This window comes from Pedobacter cryoconitis (genome assembly GCF_014200605.1).
Classification (GTDB): Bacteria; Bacteroidota; Bacteroidia; order Sphingobacteriales; family Sphingobacteriaceae; genus Pedobacter; species Pedobacter cryoconitis_B.
Genome location: NZ_JACHCE010000003.1, coordinates 109608 through 126624, shown reverse-complemented (window position 1 = coordinate 126624; position 17017 = coordinate 109608). Strand labels below are relative to the sequence as shown.

General features: G+C 38.4%; 18 protein-coding genes and 2 tRNA genes. 4 read left to right on the top strand and 16 right to left on the bottom strand.

Translation table 11 applies throughout. From position 1 onward, the window contains the following. Nucleotides 1-40: 40 nt before the first annotated feature. A complete protein-coding gene (locus tag HDE68_RS11405; RefSeq protein WP_183881979.1) occupies nucleotides 41-964 on the bottom strand; it encodes a PfkB family carbohydrate kinase in 924 nt (307 codons plus the stop codon). 144 nt (nucleotides 965-1108) lie between these two features. Between HDE68_RS11405 and HDE68_RS11400 the strand changes: the two genes are divergently transcribed. Then, nucleotides 1109-1182 (top strand) — tRNA-Asn (locus tag HDE68_RS11400). 119 nt (nucleotides 1183-1301) lie between these two features. Further along, nucleotides 1302-1375: transfer RNA gene (locus tag HDE68_RS11395), tRNA-Asn, on the top strand. Between the two features lie 951 nt (nucleotides 1376-2326). Here HDE68_RS11395 and HDE68_RS11390 read toward each other — a convergent pair. Genes HDE68_RS11390 through HDE68_RS11375 form a run of 4 tightly spaced genes read right to left on the bottom strand, consistent with a single transcriptional unit; the run spans nucleotide 2327 to nucleotide 6506 of the window. Then, complete coding sequence (locus tag HDE68_RS11390; RefSeq protein WP_183881977.1) at nucleotides 2327-3760, bottom strand: TolC family protein; 1434 nt, start codon at nucleotides 3758-3760, stop codon at nucleotides 2327-2329. A gap of 8 nt (nucleotides 3761-3768) precedes the next feature. Continuing rightward, a complete protein-coding gene (locus HDE68_RS11385; RefSeq protein ID WP_183881975.1) occupies nucleotides 3769-5130 on the bottom strand; it encodes an HlyD family secretion protein in 1362 nt (453 codons plus the stop codon). After that, nucleotides 5123-6130, bottom strand: coding sequence for an ABC transporter ATP-binding protein (locus HDE68_RS11380; protein WP_183881973.1), 1008 nt, complete (start codon nucleotides 6128-6130; stop codon nucleotides 5123-5125). The genes HDE68_RS11385 and HDE68_RS11380 overlap by 8 nt, the downstream gene beginning before the upstream one ends. A 52-nt stretch (nucleotides 6131-6182) precedes the next feature. Further along, complete coding sequence (locus HDE68_RS11375; protein ID WP_183881971.1) at nucleotides 6183-6506, bottom strand: hypothetical protein; 324 nt, start codon at nucleotides 6504-6506, stop codon at nucleotides 6183-6185. 275 nt (nucleotides 6507-6781) lie between these two features. Between HDE68_RS11375 and HDE68_RS11370 the strand changes: the two genes are divergently transcribed. Then, the gene (locus HDE68_RS11370) at nucleotides 6782-7153 is read left to right on the top strand and encodes a hypothetical protein (RefSeq protein WP_183881969.1); all 372 of its coding nucleotides are present in this window, start codon (nucleotides 6782-6784) and stop codon (nucleotides 7151-7153) included. Between the two features lie 72 nt (nucleotides 7154-7225). On the opposite strand, the gene HDE68_RS11365 is transcribed toward HDE68_RS11370, so the two are convergent. The 6 genes from HDE68_RS11365 to HDE68_RS11340 all read right to left on the bottom strand — a co-directional run bounded on the left by HDE68_RS11365 (nucleotide 7226) and on the right by HDE68_RS11340 (nucleotide 10908). After that, on the bottom strand, nucleotides 7226-8305 hold the full coding sequence (locus HDE68_RS11365; RefSeq protein WP_183881967.1) for an NAD(P)H-dependent flavin oxidoreductase: 1080 nt from the start codon (nucleotides 8303-8305) through the stop codon (nucleotides 7226-7228). Between the two features lie 3 nt (nucleotides 8306-8308). Beyond that, a complete protein-coding gene (locus HDE68_RS11360) occupies nucleotides 8309-8689 on the bottom strand; it encodes a nuclear transport factor 2 family protein (protein ID WP_183881965.1) in 381 nt (126 codons plus the stop codon). A gap of 10 nt (nucleotides 8690-8699) precedes the next feature. Continuing rightward, entirely contained in the window at nucleotides 8700-9446 is a 747-nt protein-coding gene (locus tag HDE68_RS11355; protein WP_183881962.1) for an SDR family NAD(P)-dependent oxidoreductase, read from the bottom strand. Between the two features lie 27 nt (nucleotides 9447-9473). Next, nucleotides 9474-9689 carry a tautomerase family protein gene (locus tag HDE68_RS11350; RefSeq protein ID WP_183881960.1) on the bottom strand — a complete coding sequence of 72 codons (216 nt, stop codon included), beginning with the start codon at nucleotides 9687-9689 and terminating at the stop codon, nucleotides 9474-9476. Nucleotides 9690-9698: 9 nt separating this feature from the next. Beyond that, nucleotides 9699-10229: a YceI family protein gene (locus HDE68_RS11345; RefSeq protein ID WP_221300715.1), complete on the bottom strand. Its 531-nt coding sequence runs from the start codon at nucleotides 10227-10229 to the stop codon at nucleotides 9699-9701. A 100-nt stretch (nucleotides 10230-10329) separates the two neighbouring features. Then, entirely contained in the window at nucleotides 10330-10908 is a 579-nt protein-coding gene (locus HDE68_RS11340) for a Crp/Fnr family transcriptional regulator (protein ID WP_183881956.1), read from the bottom strand. Between the two features lie 193 nt (nucleotides 10909-11101). Between HDE68_RS11340 and HDE68_RS11335 the strand changes: the two genes are divergently transcribed. Further along, nucleotides 11102-11893 (top strand): hypothetical protein, encoded by a 792-nt coding sequence (locus HDE68_RS11335; protein WP_183881954.1) that lies wholly within the window; start codon nucleotides 11102-11104, stop codon nucleotides 11891-11893. A 28-nt stretch (nucleotides 11894-11921) separates the two neighbouring features. On the opposite strand, the gene HDE68_RS11330 is transcribed toward HDE68_RS11335, so the two are convergent. The 5 genes from HDE68_RS11330 to HDE68_RS11310 form a co-directional block, all read right to left on the bottom strand. Beyond that, the gene (locus HDE68_RS11330; protein WP_183881952.1) at nucleotides 11922-13463 is read right to left on the bottom strand and encodes an STN domain-containing protein; all 1542 of its coding nucleotides are present in this window, start codon (nucleotides 13461-13463) and stop codon (nucleotides 11922-11924) included. Between the two features lie 148 nt (nucleotides 13464-13611). After that, a complete protein-coding gene (locus HDE68_RS11325) occupies nucleotides 13612-14577 on the bottom strand; it encodes a FecR family protein (protein ID WP_183881950.1) in 966 nt (321 codons plus the stop codon). Nucleotides 14578-14664: 87 nt separating this feature from the next. Then, entirely contained in the window at nucleotides 14665-15267 is a 603-nt protein-coding gene (locus tag HDE68_RS11320) for an RNA polymerase sigma-70 factor (protein ID WP_183881948.1), read from the bottom strand. A 62-nt stretch (nucleotides 15268-15329) separates the two neighbouring features. After that, nucleotides 15330-16286 (bottom strand): sterol desaturase family protein, encoded by a 957-nt coding sequence (locus HDE68_RS11315; RefSeq protein WP_183881946.1) that lies wholly within the window; start codon nucleotides 16284-16286, stop codon nucleotides 15330-15332. A 63-nt stretch (nucleotides 16287-16349) separates the two neighbouring features. After that, nucleotides 16350-16964, bottom strand: a complete 615-nt coding sequence (locus tag HDE68_RS11310) for a DUF6134 family protein (RefSeq protein ID WP_183881944.1) — start codon at nucleotides 16962-16964, stop codon at nucleotides 16350-16352. Nucleotides 16965-17017 lie beyond the last annotated feature (53 nt).

The following is a 17017-nucleotide window of genomic DNA, read 5'->3' as shown; positions in this document are numbered from 1 at the left end:
ATGCTTTTATAAATATTTATTTCGGGAATGACCTGAATAATTAGGCTTCAGTAAGTGTGAAAGCGCTTAAGTTCACAAATTCCTGGATACGGTCAGCAACCTCTTTTTCTGTAAGGTTGACGATTTTTTCAGTACCAAATTTTTCTACGCAGAAAGATGCTAATGCAGATCCATAGACAATTGCATTTTTCATCGTCTCAAAATTGATGGTTCCGGCTTTTGCCATGTAACCAATGAAACCACCTGCAAAAGTATCTCCTGCACCTGTTGGATCAAATACATCTGCTAACGGAAGAGCAGGGGTAGAGAATACTTTATCTTCATTGAAAAGTAATGCACCATGCTCACCTTTTTTAATGATCAGGTATTTAGGTCCCATAGCAAGAATTTTCTTCGCTGCTTTAACCAATGAGTATTCTCCTGAAAGCTGACGGGCTTCTTCATCATTGATAGTTAACACATCAATCAATTTAATCGTTTCCAGTAAATCATCTAAGGCGATGTCCATCCAGAAATTCATTGTGTCTAAAATGATTAATTTAGGCTTGTTTTTAAGACGTTTGATGACTGTTTGCTGTACTTGTGGACTCAGATTACCTAACATCAGGTATTCGCAGTCCTGGTAGCTCTCAGGGATAATCGGATCAAAGTCTCCTAATACGTTCAATTCTGTAATTAAAGTATCTCTGCTGTTCATATCATTATGATATTTTCCAGACCAGAAGAATGATTTTTCACCTGCTTTTATTTGCAGTCCTTCAGTGTCAATACCGTGTTCTGTAAAGGTGTCGATGTCTTTTTTATGGAAGTCATCACCTACAACTCCGACTATTTTTACCTTTTTATAGAAGTAAGATGCAGCTAAACTTGCGTAAGTTGCAGCTCCACCCACTATTTTATCAGTCTTTCCGAAGGGAGTTTCGATTGCATCGAATGCTACACTACCTATGATTATCAGGCTCATATGTTTTTTTTTAATTTTTTTTGAAAAATATTGTCTACAAATATTGCATAAATAATTTAAAAGCCCTAATATTGCATTCCCAAAACGAACGAAGCTTTATGTTCTTTATTAAAGCAGAAAGACGTTTTCGGATAACCAGAGTACTCCTTCTTAGCTCAGCTGGTTAGAGCATCTGACTGTTAATCAGAGGGTCGCTGGTTCGAGCCCAGCAGAGGGAGCAGGTAAAAAACCGTTCAATGTCATGTTGAACGGTTTTTTCTGTTAAAGTAGAGGGCATTGCCTTTTATAATACGCTTAACCTTTTAAAAAAAGCGTTATTTTTTTTAAAAACCAGCACTCCTTCTTAGCTCAGCTGGTTAGAGCATCTGACTGTTAATCAGAGGGTCGCTGGTTCGAGCCCAGCAGAGGGAGCAAAGATTTTCAGGAATGAAAATCACGTAAAAACCCCATTTCTAACTATTAGGATGGGGTTTTTTATTTCCATAATAGGAAGTATCCTACTTCCGGAAAATTTTTCAATTGCCATTTTCACGGATCAAGTGATAAACTTGTGGATCAGGCTCTTTTTTAAGCATAAATTTTTGACACGCTAAACAAGTCTTTGATATCACTGATGCTCTTATGCCTCTGGAAGTTGCGCTGAAAGCTTTCAATTTGCATGGGAATGACTCAGCCGAAACAAGGTCGGGCTGTTAGTAAATAAATTCAAAATAGCTAAATAATCAATCTATATCGGCCGGGTACTGCCCGGGTACTGTCCGGGTACTCGTTAGGGTAAGAGCAGTGTTAAAGTAACGTAAGAGCATGGCAAGTCCAAGTAAAAACAACTAGTTGAAATGACATAGAGTTCCTATGCTTAAAGGCTGTTTACAACCTGGTGTTACACCGACCACCACTCAGGCACAACCAAATCATAACCGGATGAAGATTAATGAAATTATAATTTTCCCTTTGACTAACCCATGGACAATTGCGGACAATTGCAGACAGCTGCGGACAATTACGGACATTTTTTACGCATCAGGATAATCTTTAACGCGAATAGCTTACATTGGTAGAAAGGTATTTATTATGGGAAGTTTAACGGGTAAATCACAAGTTTATGACTTGATCCTTTTTCATCAGGTTCAACAGCCAAAATTGCTGGACTAAACGCAAATGTTCTACAAGTATTTAACAAGAAAAATCCTGCGATTTGGGGCCTCCGGTTTCCGCAAATGCAATTTTAAACTTGAAGAATGGCACAGTAGAAGCTAAAGTTTATGTGCACCATCCTGGAAGTTTGACCTTCGCCCTGTGTCAACCCGCGACGGGAACACGGGTTGAAGAAATCTGCCAATTATTATCCTATATGAATTCCAGCTATAAATGAAACAACATCCTGCTACCCGCTTTATAATAAAGCTCTGCCAATGTTTTCTGATAACCTGAAATCATTTCTTCCCGTTTGATTTTCATGTCAATCAACTTAGATTCACGGCTGTTTATCAAAAACAATGTACTTTCACCCAGATCAAACTTAGAAGATTCACCATTCAACAGTACTTCCTGGTTTGAAATGCTTTTCACCTGGACGGCAAGCTGTTCACTGTAGGCATTTAAATGATTGTAACTGGTCAGTACCGAATTCCTGATTTCACGGTTGGATCGCTGCATATCATATTCTAATTCTTGCTGCTTGATTTTCACCTCTCTTAACTTACCCCGCTCTGCACGAAGGAAAAGAGGTAGTGCAAATTCGAATCCGAGCTTATAATTACCCATCTTAAAATCATAATTATCAGGAATGTAGCTGTTGAAATTTCTACGGGTAGACAATAATGATCCGCTAACATTAAGTTTAGGTTTCAGCATTTCTTTTCTGTAAGAGCGCTCCACGGCGAGCTGCTCTCCTTTTATACGCAGCTTGATCAGCTCAGGGTGGCTCCCTGCTGCAAATTCCAGCAAAGTATCTAATACTTGCCTTTGAGGTTTATCATGTAATTGTATGACATGAAGCGGGCGGGCCTTCTCGGGCAATTCCAGGGGTTGTGCTTCATCATTCCATAAATGGTTAGATAAAGTAAGCCTGGCATTTAGAAGTTCTATTTTCATCTTTTCATACTGGATCATTCGATCCTGCACTGTAATAGCTGCTTCAACCGAATCAATGGCCGCCTTATCGCCCAGGCTTGTTTGCCTGCTGATTGCATTAAATCTTGTCTGTGCAAGTTCCAGTCCTTCATTGATCAGTTGAAACTGATTATAAAAGAAATACCAGTTCCAGTAGTCCTTAACAATACTATACCAAATGGCATTGATCTGCTTTACACGTTCGGCTTCTGCATAGCTGACCATAATCTTTGCCTGCCTTAGGGTATTTCTTCTGCTATCTATCAACAAACCCTGCCCCAAAGGAATACTGAGGCCAATACCCGCTAAACCAGCTGTAGAAGTATGTGTTTCCGGGTTTACATAATCGCCAACATTACGGTCGTATCCTATTTTAAGATCCGCACCAGCAAGCCAGAGCGGTACTTTCAGTTCGCTCACCCAGCGATTATAATATGTCTTATTACCAAACATCTTGCTGTCGAAACCAGCCTTGATTTTAGGATCGAAATAGCCAAGCGATTGCATCACATTTGCGCGTGCTGATTCACTCAGCAGCGCTGCCTGCTTAACTATAGGATGATTACGAAATACCATTACCTCCAGATCCTGTAACATAAATATATCGGCAGTATCAGTTTGCGATTGTGCACGGGAGCTCAGCAAACCGGATAACGATATAATTAAGATTAATAACAACTTCATAAATGTCTCTATTTACCCTGATTACCAATACTTTTTGGTTCTCTCTCCAGACTTGGAGGAAAACCATTTAATTGTCGCCATATCTCGTACCAAACTGGTACAGAATTTAAAATGACCCTGCCAAATACCCCTGATCCCTGTCTAAGCTGAATTGGCCATGGCTCATCAGTCTGAGGAACCGGAACCATCTGTTTAACCAGTACGCGGTAAGTACCATTTGCGCTAATCATTCTATCTATTGAAAATACCCTGCCGGCAAATGTACCCACAGCTACCGAAGGCCAGCCAGAAAACTGTACCGAGGGCCATCCCACAAATTGTAAACGAACCTCACTTCCTTCTTGCATTAGCGGTACATCCATTGCATTCACGTAAATTTCTGCCGCTACCAAAGGATTTTCAGGTTGCAGTGTAGCTACCGATTCCCCTTCTTTAATAAGCTCACCAATCCCGGCTTTCATGGTTTTAATCACATACCCGTCCTGAGGTGCACGAACGACATACAAACCTCTGCGAAAATCAATACTTGCAATCTCGTTGCGTAATTTTGCGATATCGCCCTGGGCGCTTGCCTCTCCCGATAGGGCAGTTCCCATATCAGATTGTGCCTTAGCCAGAGATTCCTGGTATTTAGCTCTGATGTTATCTAATTCGATCTGTGCATTAAGCATCGACTGTTTCGAACTGTTCAGCTTATTCTCCTGCGCAATAAGCTTCGCATGATCATTCTGCACATTCAGACGACGGGTCTCGATATCAGTAAGAGAAAACAGGCCATCTTTAAATCCTTGTTCGTAACGCGCTAAACGGGATTGACTGACGCGATAGAACTGACGCAGGGCCTGTAGGTCGGCACTGTCGCTTTGAACATAGTTCATACTCTGTTTTACTTTATTTTCTGCGGTTACCAGCTGAAAGTTTAATCCGCGGCCAAGAGCGCCGATTTGATCTTCAGTAGCGCGCTTTTTTTGTCTTGCTGCTGCTTCGCTACCTTGCTTTGCTTTTAGCTGCTCCTTCAATCTAAGCGGAAGCTCAGTATCAAAGTAAGATTGACTAATCTCTGATATCAGCAATATGGTATCGCCTTGCCGTACCTTTTGCCCTTCACTAACATGCCAGCGTTCTATCCGGCCTCCAATTTGATTTTGAATGGTCTGAGGTCTATCCTGGGGTCTTAAAGCGGTAACAGTACCCTTACCCGGAATAGTTTGCCGCCATGGCAGAAATAAAATACCAAGCGAAAGTAAAAAAGCAACGAGCATAATCCTTTCTAATACGAGTACTTTACGCATGCGCAGTAAAGACCGACTGGTCTTATCTCCAAGGTTTTCCCAATTGGCCTGGTGGTTTACCTGACGATGATTACCCATGGTTTACCTCCTGTCCGTCTTCCAGATCCAGATCGGTTACTACCGCCAGCTTTTCTGCACTGGTTACCATATCGAATACTGTATTCATATTGGTCATTAGTTTTTCTACCGCATAGCTGATCTGAACAACAATCACTTCGGCCGCCACAAACTGACCGAAGGTCATTTGCCTGTCAATGACAAAATAAGAGCCCATCAAAAGCAGGGCGCCCATCAGTACCGCCCGTATGATTATAGAACTGGCAAAAAATTTACGTAAAACCCTGAAGTGACCAGTACGCGCTTTGAGGTATCTGGAAGTGATATCATCTGTCTTTTCCATCGCCTCCTTCATTCTGCTTTTGTTGCCACGGTAATGATCCAGGTTTGCCGCTACATCTTCTAAGTAAGCTACGACCTCGTATTTATGCCCGGATTCCTCTATACTAGTCCGCACAGCGTCTTTATAGTAAAGTGCGACCACAATAGCCAGTACCAATGTAATAAAGATTCCGAAGGCCATATACACCGGGTGGTAAAATGATAGTAGAATAGCACTGAAAAAAATCAGCACCGCTGAGGATATCATTTCTACGACTAATTTGGCAAGTCCCTTTTGGATCGTCAGGATATCAAAGAAACGGTTTACCAGTTCCGGTGGATATTCTCCGGATAATTCAGACTTTTTGATACGTGGCAAACGGTACGCAAACTCCAGGGCGGTTCTTGCGAATATCTTTTGCTCGACAAGCTCAACAAGGGTTAACTGGCCAATGAGCAGCAGACCACCGATCAATATGCCAATCAGCACTACCCCGATTAAAATATAGGTAGAACTGTACATTGAACCATTGCTCAGCAAATTGAAGATTGCTGTTGTACCTAAAGGCAGGGTCAATCCTAGCAATCCGATCAATACCGCATAAAAAAATATGTAATTAATGGTGGATCGCTCAAAATGGAGTATTCCAACCAGGCGTTGCCAGGGCCTAAGCGCTGGCACATCATGTTTTTTGCTCATGATAGGCTTTAAAATTTAAGTGTCAGGAAAAATAGGATTACCTACCCGTATTTTATACGTGTAGAAAGTCTGCCGCATTTTCGGGCGGCTCAGTGGATATTGCGATATGGGGCTCTGAGAGTTTAGCCAATAGATAGACTTTATTGTGGGCTTCCGTAGCTATGGAAATTTTTGACCAAAGCTGATCCGTTTCTGTCGATTCCAAATACCACATTTTTTTTGCGGATCTATCAGATTTCTCCTTCTTTGTATTCTTTTCTGCATCAGTTAGGGACTCGTCTTCCATTGTCAGATAAAAAGCCGACCATTTACCAATGGAAACTGTTGCTTTAAAGCCAAAAGCCAAAAACAACACCATACTGAATAAGCAAATCACAATTTTATATCTAAAAACGGCTACCATCTGGCCGCAAATATATTATTGCGGAGATTACGCTAAACAAATTTCGTGATTTCGGGAAGCATTTGACGAAATCGTGACCACAACATTAGAACCTGATTAGAAAAGCCTGTTGAATTAACTCTTTTAGTGAATGAAGGGCTCTTTTGTTTTATATGATTCTTTCTCTTTATCTAATTTGATTTTCTTTGTAAGGATTAATGTGAAGTTTCGACTAATAGAAAAAGCATCACCCATTTTTGATAAAATTCATGGCACTATTTATCACTATAAAAGATTACCTGTTTCATCAGGCTTATTTGCATCAGGTTAATCCCTGGTTATTTGGTGTTCTGTACTTGTTAAGCAAAATTCTGTTTCTTACTTTTATAGGTCAGGCCATCAAAAAATTAAGAAAAAAAAAGTCGGTCCTGCTGCCTTTGTTGTTTGCTGCTTTAGGCTACAGTCTGCCTTACCTCTATTTAATCATTGCAGGGAAAAATATCCCGGTTTGGATATACCTGGTAATTAGTGTGATCTATGTATTCAGCGGATGGTCTATCCGTGCAAAACTCCAGAATGCGCAGCTCAAGTCTGCAAGTGACCATGCACTAATTTCCGGCGCTGAAGAAGCTGACAGTTAAAGACAGCGTTTTTTAATCATTGTTTTAAATCTGGAAAAGCAGATATTAACATCTGCTTTTCCAGATTTTCTGTTAACGGACATCATTAAATATAGCATTTGTATCAGCGATCAGCGCTTGCATAAGTTCAGTTGCGCTGGTGTGTTTTAAACTCACTGCATTTTGTCCGGACCAAAAATTAATCAGATCTGTTTTTCCCTGAGCAAGTGCTGCTGCTCTTAAAGGGCCCATTAAACGCGTTTGCAAGGGAAAAGGAAGTACTTCAGTTTCATATTTAATTTCTTCCGAAATACGGTTTCGGATCAGTCTGCCCATTCTGCCAGTCATAGATTTAGAAAGTACAGTATATCTGGATTCCCCGGAAAGTATTTTTGCTTTATGAATAGGGGTTGCATTTGATTCATCTGTGACTAAAAATGCTGTTCCTAACTGCACTGCATCTGCGCCTAAAGTTAATGCAGCGGCAATACCCTTAGCGTCAGCGATACCTCCTGCCGCGATAACAGGGGTTTTTATGTTGGATTTCAGCTGCTGGATCAAGGCAAATGTCCCTGTTAATGAATCCTGTGCCGGGCGTAGAAATGAAGGTCTGTGCCCTCCGGCCTCAAAGCCTGCAGCAACTATGGCGTCAACGTTTGCTTCTTCAAGTGCTAAAGCCTCGTCAAGTGTGGTTGCAGCTCCAACGGTTTTAATACCAAGCCTGCGGCACTCATCAAGTATTTCCTTTGCCGGTATACCAAATATAAAGCTGAATACAGCCGGTTTGATCTCAAAAATGGTTTCAACCTGTTTTAAAAACCTTGAGGGGATATGCGTATCCAGATCTGGAAGGGGAATACTTAATTCATCAAAATAAGGCTTTAACAACTGTTTTACTTTTTCAAGGTTTTCAGCAGGATAATCAATTAAAGATTTATCTACGTCAGATACCCATAGATTGATATTGTAAGGTTTATCTGTTTTTGTCTTTATAATTTTATTTGCTTCAAATATCTCTTCAGGATTAAGGGTATATGCACCAAAACTCCCTAATCCACCTGCATTTGATACGGCAGCTAAAAGTTCAGGAGTTGAAAAACCTCCTCCCATGGGACCTGACAATATAGGGTAACTGATACCTAAAAGTTCGCTTATCTTAGTTTTATGCCACATTATTTAAAGATTTACATGCGTTAGTAATTTATTAATTATAATCCATTCCCCGTTAATTTTATTCAGAGAAAGCAGATCATAATAATTAAAACCAAGCATTGGCAAATGTGTTTTGGCAATTGCTATAGAATTGATAATTTCTATAGCTAATATTTCCATTTGAAATGGTTCATTCAATTCAAATGGGCTTTTGCGGTTTTGAACACCATCAAGATATTGATCGAGAGCCTTAAAATATGGTACTCCTTTAATATCACCGGTTACCAGAGCCTGTGGATGAAAGATTTTTCTGAGACTTGCTGTATCCCCTATGAAAACGCTTTGAAAGTAAGTAGATAATACGGCTGCTATAGCCGCCGCATTATCTGTATAATTATTTTCCATTTTTTTGTCGTTATCCGATATGATGGCCTGAGACATGACCTCCATCCAGGTTAATAATCTCACCAGTTACAAAGTTGCTTTCTGCCAGGTAAAGAGCCAGTGCAGCAACATCGGTAGTTTCACCAATGCGGTTCAGTAGATGAAGCCCGGCTAAGCTATCCGCATCGCTGACACCAGTTTTAGCTTGAAGAGGACTTCTTATAATTCCGGGGGCGATACCATTGACGCGGATATTGTTAAGGCCAAATTCTGCAGCCAGCTGTTTGGTTAATGCATGGATACCACCTTTACTTGAAATAGGCGCAGTAGCAGGAAATCCACCAATTGCATGATCTACCAGCACAGTGCCAATATTAATGATTGAACCTCCTTCTTGTTTCAGCATCTGTCTGATAGCCGACTGGCTTGTAAAATAAGTGCCTTTCAGGTTAATGTTTAAAAAACGGTCGAGATGTGCCTCATCAACATCTAAGAAGGGTTTTGGCTCAAATATTCCAGCATTATTTATCAATACGTCGACAGTGCCAAAGCGGGTTAAGGCAGTATCAACAAGTAATTGTCCTGTTGCCGGATTGCTAATGTCTCCGGTTATCATCGCTAAGCGCTCGTGATTGCCTAATTCGTTAAAGGTTTCCTCTAAATTATCCTGATTGGCTGAGTTAATGACTACATTATATCCTTGTTGCAGAAATAAACCTGCGATAGCTTTACCAATACCTGTTGATGCGCCTGTTACGATTACAGTTTGTGTTTTCATGATCTTGATTTAAAATATTATTAATAATTATCTTTTAGCTGTTATTCCTTTTTCACGGAGCACAGATACCTGTTCACCGGCATAACCCCAGTCATCGAGCTCAATTTCCTGGATGACGACATGGGTTAGTTTAGGGTCTTTATCTAATACTTCTGTGATTAATTCTGTTATTCCTGCAATCAGGGATTGTTTTTGCTCCCTGGTAACACCTTCGCGTGTCACCTCTATTTTTACATATGGCATGGCTATAGATTAAAGGGCTGCTAATGCAGTTAATTTCACATCCAGTTCAAATTCATTATAAATGAGTGTATCGCCAAGATTGGTGAAAAAATTACCGGAGCGGAATTTCATGTCGTATTTGGTACGGTCAACCACGATTTTACCAGTGGCGGTAATCACACCTTCTGTTATAACTACGTCTGCAGGAAAACTTATTGAATGCGTGATGCCTTTAATTGTTAAGTCCCCTGTAATCGAATAGCTTAACGTACTAACCTGATCAGAACCAGTAATTGTAAATATGGCCTCAGGAAAACTTTCCGAAGCAAAGAAGTCCTCAGAAAACAGGTGGCCCGCAAATTGTGCATTAGTGGCCGGGTCAGTAATATCAACTATTTTTATAGAGGTTGTATCAATAATAAAGTTTCCACCACTGAGTTTATTGTCATTCAGTATAAGTGTACCATTATTGATGGATATGGTACCATAATGTGCGCCGGTTACTTTTTTTCCGGTCCAGCCGATGCTGCTCTGCGTATCAGCAACTTTAAATTTTTTCATTTCCATTCGTTTATATTGTCAATCGCTGATGATTTGACACAGCAAAGGACGGCAGGAAATTCCGGCTGGTTACGTGATGTATATCACATTCGGCTGAAGCTTATTTATGGGCATTATAGAGCCTGCTGAGTGTTTCCCGCGAAACGCCAAGGTAGGCAGCTATGAGATGTTTTGGAACAAGGTTATAAAGTTGCGGGTATAAGGATAGTAATTCTTCATAACGTACTTTGGTGTCGTTATTCATAAAGGATAGTAATCTCTTTTGTGAAGCGAGGTACCCTCTATTGGTTCTCCATCTAAAAAAATGCTCTGCCTGGTGGAGTTCATTACATATTTTTTCACGGTCATGATTGGAAAGACAAAGTATCTCTGCATCGGTTATACAATCTACGCTAATGGTTGCATCTGTCTGATTATATAAGGCCCCGTAGTCAGAAGTCCACCAGGTTGGCATGGCAAATTGAAGGATGTACATTTTGATCTCATCATTGATGAAGAAGGCTTTGAGGCAGCCGGAAATAACAAAATATTCGTGATCTACTTTTTCACCGGCACTGATAACGATCTGGCCTTTTTTGTATGACAACGGCTTGAAATGTGAAAAAAAGTAATCGAACTGTTCGTCAGTTAGTGTGGCAGTTTTGGCGATATGCTGCTTTAATATTTCTTTCGCTTCCATTCTTCTGTTTGATTTGATTGACTACTGCAATATTATCACCAAAATTCATAATTTCATTCAGAGAAGTGATAAAATGATTTTAAATTGAATGCGGGCTTTCTTAGGCTTGAAACAATAAAAACTATATTCATATCTTAGGGTCCTGTAAGGGATACTTATTACTCCCTGAATTTCTTATAAAATCAATATTAATATGAAAAGATACATTGTGTTATTTCTTTTATTTATTTCTTTTTCTGGCTCTGCACAGACTTCGGTTAATAACTACAAATACGTGTTAGTACCGGAAAAATTCAGTTTCCTTAAAGAGAATGATCAGTATAGATTAAATACGCTGACCAAATACCTTTTACAAGATAAAGGTTTTACACCTTATTTTGATAATTCTGAATTGCCTACTGAAATTGCTAATAATAAATGCAGTGCGCTGCAGGTTGAAGTATTGGAAAAAAACGGAATGTTTACTACCAATCTTACACTGCTGCTGAAAGATTGCAAAGGAAACATAATTTTTAAAAGCAAGGAAGGAAAGAGCAGAGAGAAAGAATTTAAAACGTCTTATAATCTTGCTCTAAGAGATGCATTTACTTCACTGGATGAGATTCAGTATGCTTATAATGGAACTACCAATGTACAAGAGCAGGCGGTGGTTACAACACCAGTAGCTGTTGCTTCGGCAAGTATACCTTCAAGTACAGCAGTTGCTGCTGCTGCAGGTCAGCCTGCTGCAAAAATTTTAACGGGTACAGCAATAGCAACCCAGCCAGCGGGAACTTTGTATGCTCAGCCAACAACTAACGGATATCAATTGATAGATACTACACCGAAAAAAGTTTTAACGTTATCCAGAACTTCTGTTCAGGATTATTTTATTGCTGATAATGGGACTTCTAATGGAATTGTGTTGAAAAAGAACGGAGAATGGTTCTTTGAATACTATAAAGAGGATAAATTAATGGCCGAAAAGCTATTGATTAAATTCTAGAATAAGATACAGAAAATATTCCTGCACATTAAAAAATAGTTAATGCTGCACTCCAGCCAATCCATCCCCGTAGTTTACTATCATTCAGATTAAACCTGTCAGTTCTGTTCTGTATGTAAGCATAGTTTTCCAGCTGTGCCCCCTGAGTAGAATAAAATATATTAGCAGATGGTCCTGTAGTAATCCTCAGACCATCTGCTAATTTGAAGTTAAAGCCCAGATCAAAGCGATTCAACAAATTCCGATCTTTCCAGTTTCCCTGATAGATATATCTGCAGCTTAATTCTGGATTTAAAGTCAGCCATTTTGTAATATTTATTGATTTCCCCAAACCCAAACCCAAAGCATATAACTTGTCATCTTTTTTAGCATTCATACCACCCAGCAAAAGTGTATAAAGTTTTTTAGTTCCTGTTTTCAGTGAGATGTTCAAATCAATTGTTTCATTATAACCCAAACTAACTTTGTTATAACCATTTCCAATAAAGTTTAATAAGCCCAGGCTATAACCTGTAGAAGATTTTGCAACATTGATCAATCCGATCTGTAAACCATCAAACTGGTTAGCCTGATTGAAAATTCCGGCAAGCTGTATCCCGCTGGCTTTCCCATGTACACTATTAAAAAGTCCTGCTATCTGAACACCAGATGAGTTCTTTTTAACGTTATTAAAAATACCTGCTATCTGAACACCTGTTCTGTTTCCCTTAATATTATTTTTAATCCCGGTAAGTTGCACACCGTCAGTATTACCCCGGACATCGTTATAAATACCAGATAGCTGAACAGCTCTTACTGAACCTCCTGATATATTAAATAATCCGGCCAATTGAAAGCCTTTAATATTCATCTTATTGATATTAAAAAATCCACCAATTTCTATCCCTTTAACTCCGGCATTATAACCCCCCATTAAATTGAGGGAAATCTTATTGACAATCTGGCCGCTAAAAGTGCCATGCGTGTTTATTGCAGGGGTTAATGAAAGCTGATAAGGAGCTTGAGAAATAACCCGGCCAAGGTTCAATGAATGAATTTGCTGTTTTGCAGAAGTAAGAAACCTGGCAATACCCAGACTGGCAATATCTTCAAAGTCACTAGTATAATAATTGCTGTCTTCATCCTGTTTTTTTTGTTGAATGTTAACTTCTGATAAATAATAGGTTGTGATATCTTTATAGTTTTCTTTACTTACAGTTAATGCAATGGGTTGATAAATATGATGTAATACAATTTCGAAATATCCATCTTCATTGGTAAGTGTTGCCTGTGCAAGGTCATGTTCATAAACACTTGCATTATGCATTTTCTTATGCTGCTCATCTGCCACATAACCACTTATTATATAAGTATTTTTATCTCCCCATGCTTTATCAGTAATCAATGAAAGCCGGAGAGGTGCGTAACGAAGAACAATGAAATTCTTAGTTTCCTTATATTCATAATGCTCATTTAATAACAGATCCAATGCCTCTTTAATTGTTATTCCATCGACTTGTAAGTTAACAATGCTATCCTGAGGAACTATTTTACTTGTGTAAGAAAACCCGAATGAACCTTTTGTTTCCATGAGGCTCATTACAGTTCCCAGTCGCTGATTAACAATGTTGAGTGAGATCTTACGTGCAAGTATCGACTGAGCATTTGTCTTATTACAAATGCATATGGCAAGAATTATAAAAAATATCTTAGAGGTAAAGCGCTTCATAGGGTTGTGATCACTTCAATATTATCTGTTGATTTTTATGCTGAATCCGGACATTGATGGTTAAAGAAATTACATCCAGGATTTCTTCCAGTGAGGAGTTCCTGAAGCTAGCCGTAATCTGCTTGTTTTTTAAAGTATGATTAGCAATAACTATGTTGGTATGGTATATTTCATTCAGCGCGTCAACTAGTTCCTGTAGCGTGGTATTTTTACATTCCAGTTGATTGCTGCGATAATAATTATACAATTTTCCAGGATTGCTTTCTTTGGATAATGTTTTTTGATCCTGATTTATAGTTACGCGTTCTCCAGGATGCAATTCGATACTACTTTGGTATCTGCTAATTTTTACAATTCCGGTTTCGACTACAATAACGGTTTTACCGTTCCTGTTTTTAACATTGAATGAGGTGCCAATTACTTTTACTGTTATATTATTTACGCTGATTATAAATGGTTTGGCTGAATTAGGAGCAACCTTGAAAAAAGCTTCTCCCTGCAATTTTACTGGTCTGGTGGCTCCGGTAAATTTGCTGGCATAAGAAATCAGAGAGTTTTTATTGAGTGTAACCTGAGATCCGTCTGGTAAGATCTGTGTGAGTACCTGCTCCTTGGTTTTTATGTTCATTATAGCAGGACTTTTGAAATGGTTAAAGGCAAGCCAACTCAGCCCGCAAACCATGGCAATCGAAGCTGCTAAGCGTAACCAGCTTTTATTAATTAAAGATTTTCTTTTGAGTATGACAGGTGTATTAAAATTCAAACGGTCTTCAATCTTACTCCATGTAGCCGATTCATTATCCTCACTGTGCTCAGTAAGCCGCAGACTATCCTCCCAGATTTTTTTCATATCATTGAAATACTTCTGGTTTTCGGCTTTGGCATTTAACCAGGCCTGCACTTCAATTACTTCACTGGCATTAGCCTCATTGAGCATATATTTCACCAGCACATCATCATTCATATTAGGGCTCATTGTTTTTTATTAGTTATAATTGTTTTTTAATTGCTCCCAGGAGCATCCCGTGGTTAACTGTTAAATTTATGATCATCTTCTATTCAATTATTGCAGGGTTTCTAAACCTATCATTTTTTGTGTTAAATGAAGTAAAACTATAATAACAGGGAGGAATTCTATAAGCTTAAGGCGTAATACTTTTAGTGCTTTTCCCATTTGATTTTCAACTGTTTTAATAGAAATCTGGAGAATATCTGCTATTTGCTGATACTTAAGCTGCTCAAAACGGCTCATTTGAAAAATGATACGACATTGTTGGGGTAGTTCTGCTATTGCACACTGAATGTGACGGTCTAATTCATTGGCTAATATTTTATTTACAACCTCATTACTAGCTTCTTCCGTATTTTCTTTATAATAATCCTGAAATGAATTTTTCACTTTCTGATGTCTCAGATAGCTTAGGCTTTCATTATGTACTACTCTGTAGAGATAGGAGCGTAAAGAACCATCAGTTTTTAGCTGATCCCTCCTTTCCCATATCCTGCAGAATACATTCTGTATAATTTCTTCGGCACCTTCATTATCTTTTATAAAAGTATAAGCATAAGCCCGCAGCATTTTATAAAACGTCCTGAACGTTTGTTCAAATGCATCTTTATTTCCTTCTTTTATTAAATTAATAATCTGATTGTGGCTATATTCCATTCACTAGCTAGGATATTTCATGTTCTGTTTTGTTTGATGAATTTACACTAAAAATAAATTATTTACTCAATGGTCAATGTTTTTATTGTGTTTTCTTTAACTGTTAATTTACTTTTGGCGATGTTGTCGGGACTGGCAAAAACATAATATAGTTTTCTTTTTAACGTATCAGCTTGTTTAACATCTTTTATGATATCCTGAAATTCATGTAAATTGAGATATAAGGGATTGATTTTACTTTTTAACGGACTGGTAATACCATAAACCGGGGGCTCTTCTTCATATTGAAAAGTTCCCAGCAAATGATCCCATACCATGAATACCGCACTGAAATTCTTGTCAAGATATTTTTCCTGACTGCCATGATGTACCCTATGATTAGAAGGAGTACCGAAATGTTTTTCAATAAAAGGATGGAGTTTACCAATTGCTTCAGTATGTACCCAAAATTGATATAAGATACTCAGCTGATTCGCTACAAAGAATATCACAGGATGTACACCAGTAAGCATGAGTGGAATGAAAAAGATGATTTTTGTATACTGAAACCAGCTTTGCCTGAAATTAACCGTAAGATTATAATGATCCGCTGAGTGATGTACTACATGTGAGGCCCAGAAAAAACGGCAGAAGTGTGATACATAATGCGTGCAGTAAGTGCAAAAATCATAGATTAAAAAACAGGGTATAAGTGTCCACCAGTTGAGGGGCATCCGGTAAGGAATAAGGTTGTATAACCATACAACCGCGTATAACATCACTGTTTTCATGACCAGATTGATCATAAGATTACCAGCACCAACGAATATTGATCCCAGGACCTCTTTTCCTTCATAATTCTTTCTTTCCAAAAAATAAGACAAAACAAATTCCAGTACAGTAATCGCGAGGACTGCTGGAAGGGCATACACAATAAGGTTTGGTGCACTTTTTTCTACCAGCCCAATATCTGCTATTGCGATTTGAGGGGCACCAAAAAAAGTAGAGAGCTGGTCTTGAACACTATTGATAATCAACATGGATATCTTGTTTAAATGATTTGAATCGTTTTATAGAACTTAGTTAGTGTTTGCGGATCTGGTTCAGGCAAGCTGAATTTTAATGGTATATAATGAATGATGTACGATCACCTGCTGACAGATACCTTTGATGAAGTAATAATCATTGTAATTGCCATCGGGTAAAATGATACGATAAGTATGTGGCTCAGTTTGTTTAATCTTTAGAAATTGGAGGTAATTATCAGAATAAACCTGTGATAGATTGATTGGCTCGTTAGTATAAAGAAGCATCAGGTTGTAATTGATTGATTCCCTGATCTGACTAATTTTATCATCCGATTGGGTTTGATAAACATTATTGATAAACATGGTTTGATTATTTGCTTTCTTTTTACCATTTACATGGCGTACTACTTTAGAGCTGATGAGTTTACCATTTTTGAAATGGGCATCCTCTTCAATATTTACATTAATACTCATAATGAATTGAGTTTTAACTTGTGATGTCATTTTCAAATACAAATCATCGCCATCATTTTTTTGGCAGAATTGCATCTGTCCGATAATATTGCCATTTCTTAATATGTTATATTTTGTTCTTTTTTCCTGTGCATAAGTATTTGCTGCCAGGGAAAAGATCAACAGTGTATAAAGAATAACTGCATTTTTTAAGTGATATATAATAAGAGTTACCATAGGACCATGTTTTATAATATGTTAAGTATTTATCTTACCCATATATTTATAGT

Coding starts and splice junctions, on each gene's coding strand:
- HDE68_RS11355 (WP_183881962.1), bottom strand. CDS start 9,446: ATGAAAACACAAACTGTAATCGTAACAGGCGCATCAACAGGTATTGGT.
- HDE68_RS11385 (WP_183881975.1), bottom strand. CDS start 5,130: ATGGGTAATCATCGTCAGGTAAACCACCAGGCCAATTGGGAAAACCTT.
- HDE68_RS11350 (WP_183881960.1), bottom strand. CDS start 9,689: ATGCCATATGTAAAAATAGAGGTGACACGCGAAGGTGTTACCAGGGAG.
- HDE68_RS11340 (WP_183881956.1), bottom strand. CDS start 10,908: ATGGAAGCGAAAGAAATATTAAAGCAGCATATCGCCAAAACTGCCACA.
- HDE68_RS11360 (WP_183881965.1), bottom strand. CDS start 8,689: ATGGAAAATAATTATACAGATAATGCGGCGGCTATAGCAGCCGTATTA.
- HDE68_RS11405 (WP_183881979.1), bottom strand. CDS start 964: ATGAGCCTGATAATCATAGGTAGTGTAGCATTCGATGCAATCGAAACT.
- HDE68_RS11345 (WP_221300715.1), bottom strand. CDS start 10,229: ATGAAAAAATTTAAAGTTGCTGATACGCAGAGCAGCATCGGCTGGACC.
- HDE68_RS11380 (WP_183881973.1), bottom strand. CDS start 6,130: ATGAGCAAAAAACATGATGTGCCAGCGCTTAGGCCCTGGCAACGCCTG.
- HDE68_RS11365 (WP_183881967.1), bottom strand. CDS start 8,305: ATGTGGCATAAAACTAAGATAAGCGAACTTTTAGGTATCAGTTACCCT.
- HDE68_RS11310 (WP_183881944.1), bottom strand. CDS start 16,964: ATGGTAACTCTTATTATATATCACTTAAAAAATGCAGTTATTCTTTAT.
- HDE68_RS11320 (WP_183881948.1), bottom strand. CDS start 15,267: ATGGAATATAGCCACAATCAGATTATTAATTTAATAAAAGAAGGAAAT.
- HDE68_RS11330 (WP_183881952.1), bottom strand. CDS start 13,463: ATGGAAACAAAAGGTTCATTCGGGTTTTCTTACACAAGTAAAATAGTT.
- HDE68_RS11335 (WP_183881954.1), top strand. CDS start 11,102: ATGAAAAGATACATTGTGTTATTTCTTTTATTTATTTCTTTTTCTGGC.
- HDE68_RS11370 (WP_183881969.1), top strand. CDS start 6,782: ATGGCACTATTTATCACTATAAAAGATTACCTGTTTCATCAGGCTTAT.
- HDE68_RS11325 (WP_183881950.1), bottom strand. CDS start 14,577: ATGAGCCCTAATATGAATGATGATGTGCTGGTGAAATATATGCTCAAT.
- HDE68_RS11315 (WP_183881946.1), bottom strand. CDS start 16,286: ATGTTGATTATCAATAGTGTTCAAGACCAGCTCTCTACTTTTTTTGGT.
- HDE68_RS11390 (WP_183881977.1), bottom strand. CDS start 3,760: ATGAAGTTGTTATTAATCTTAATTATATCGTTATCCGGTTTGCTGAGC.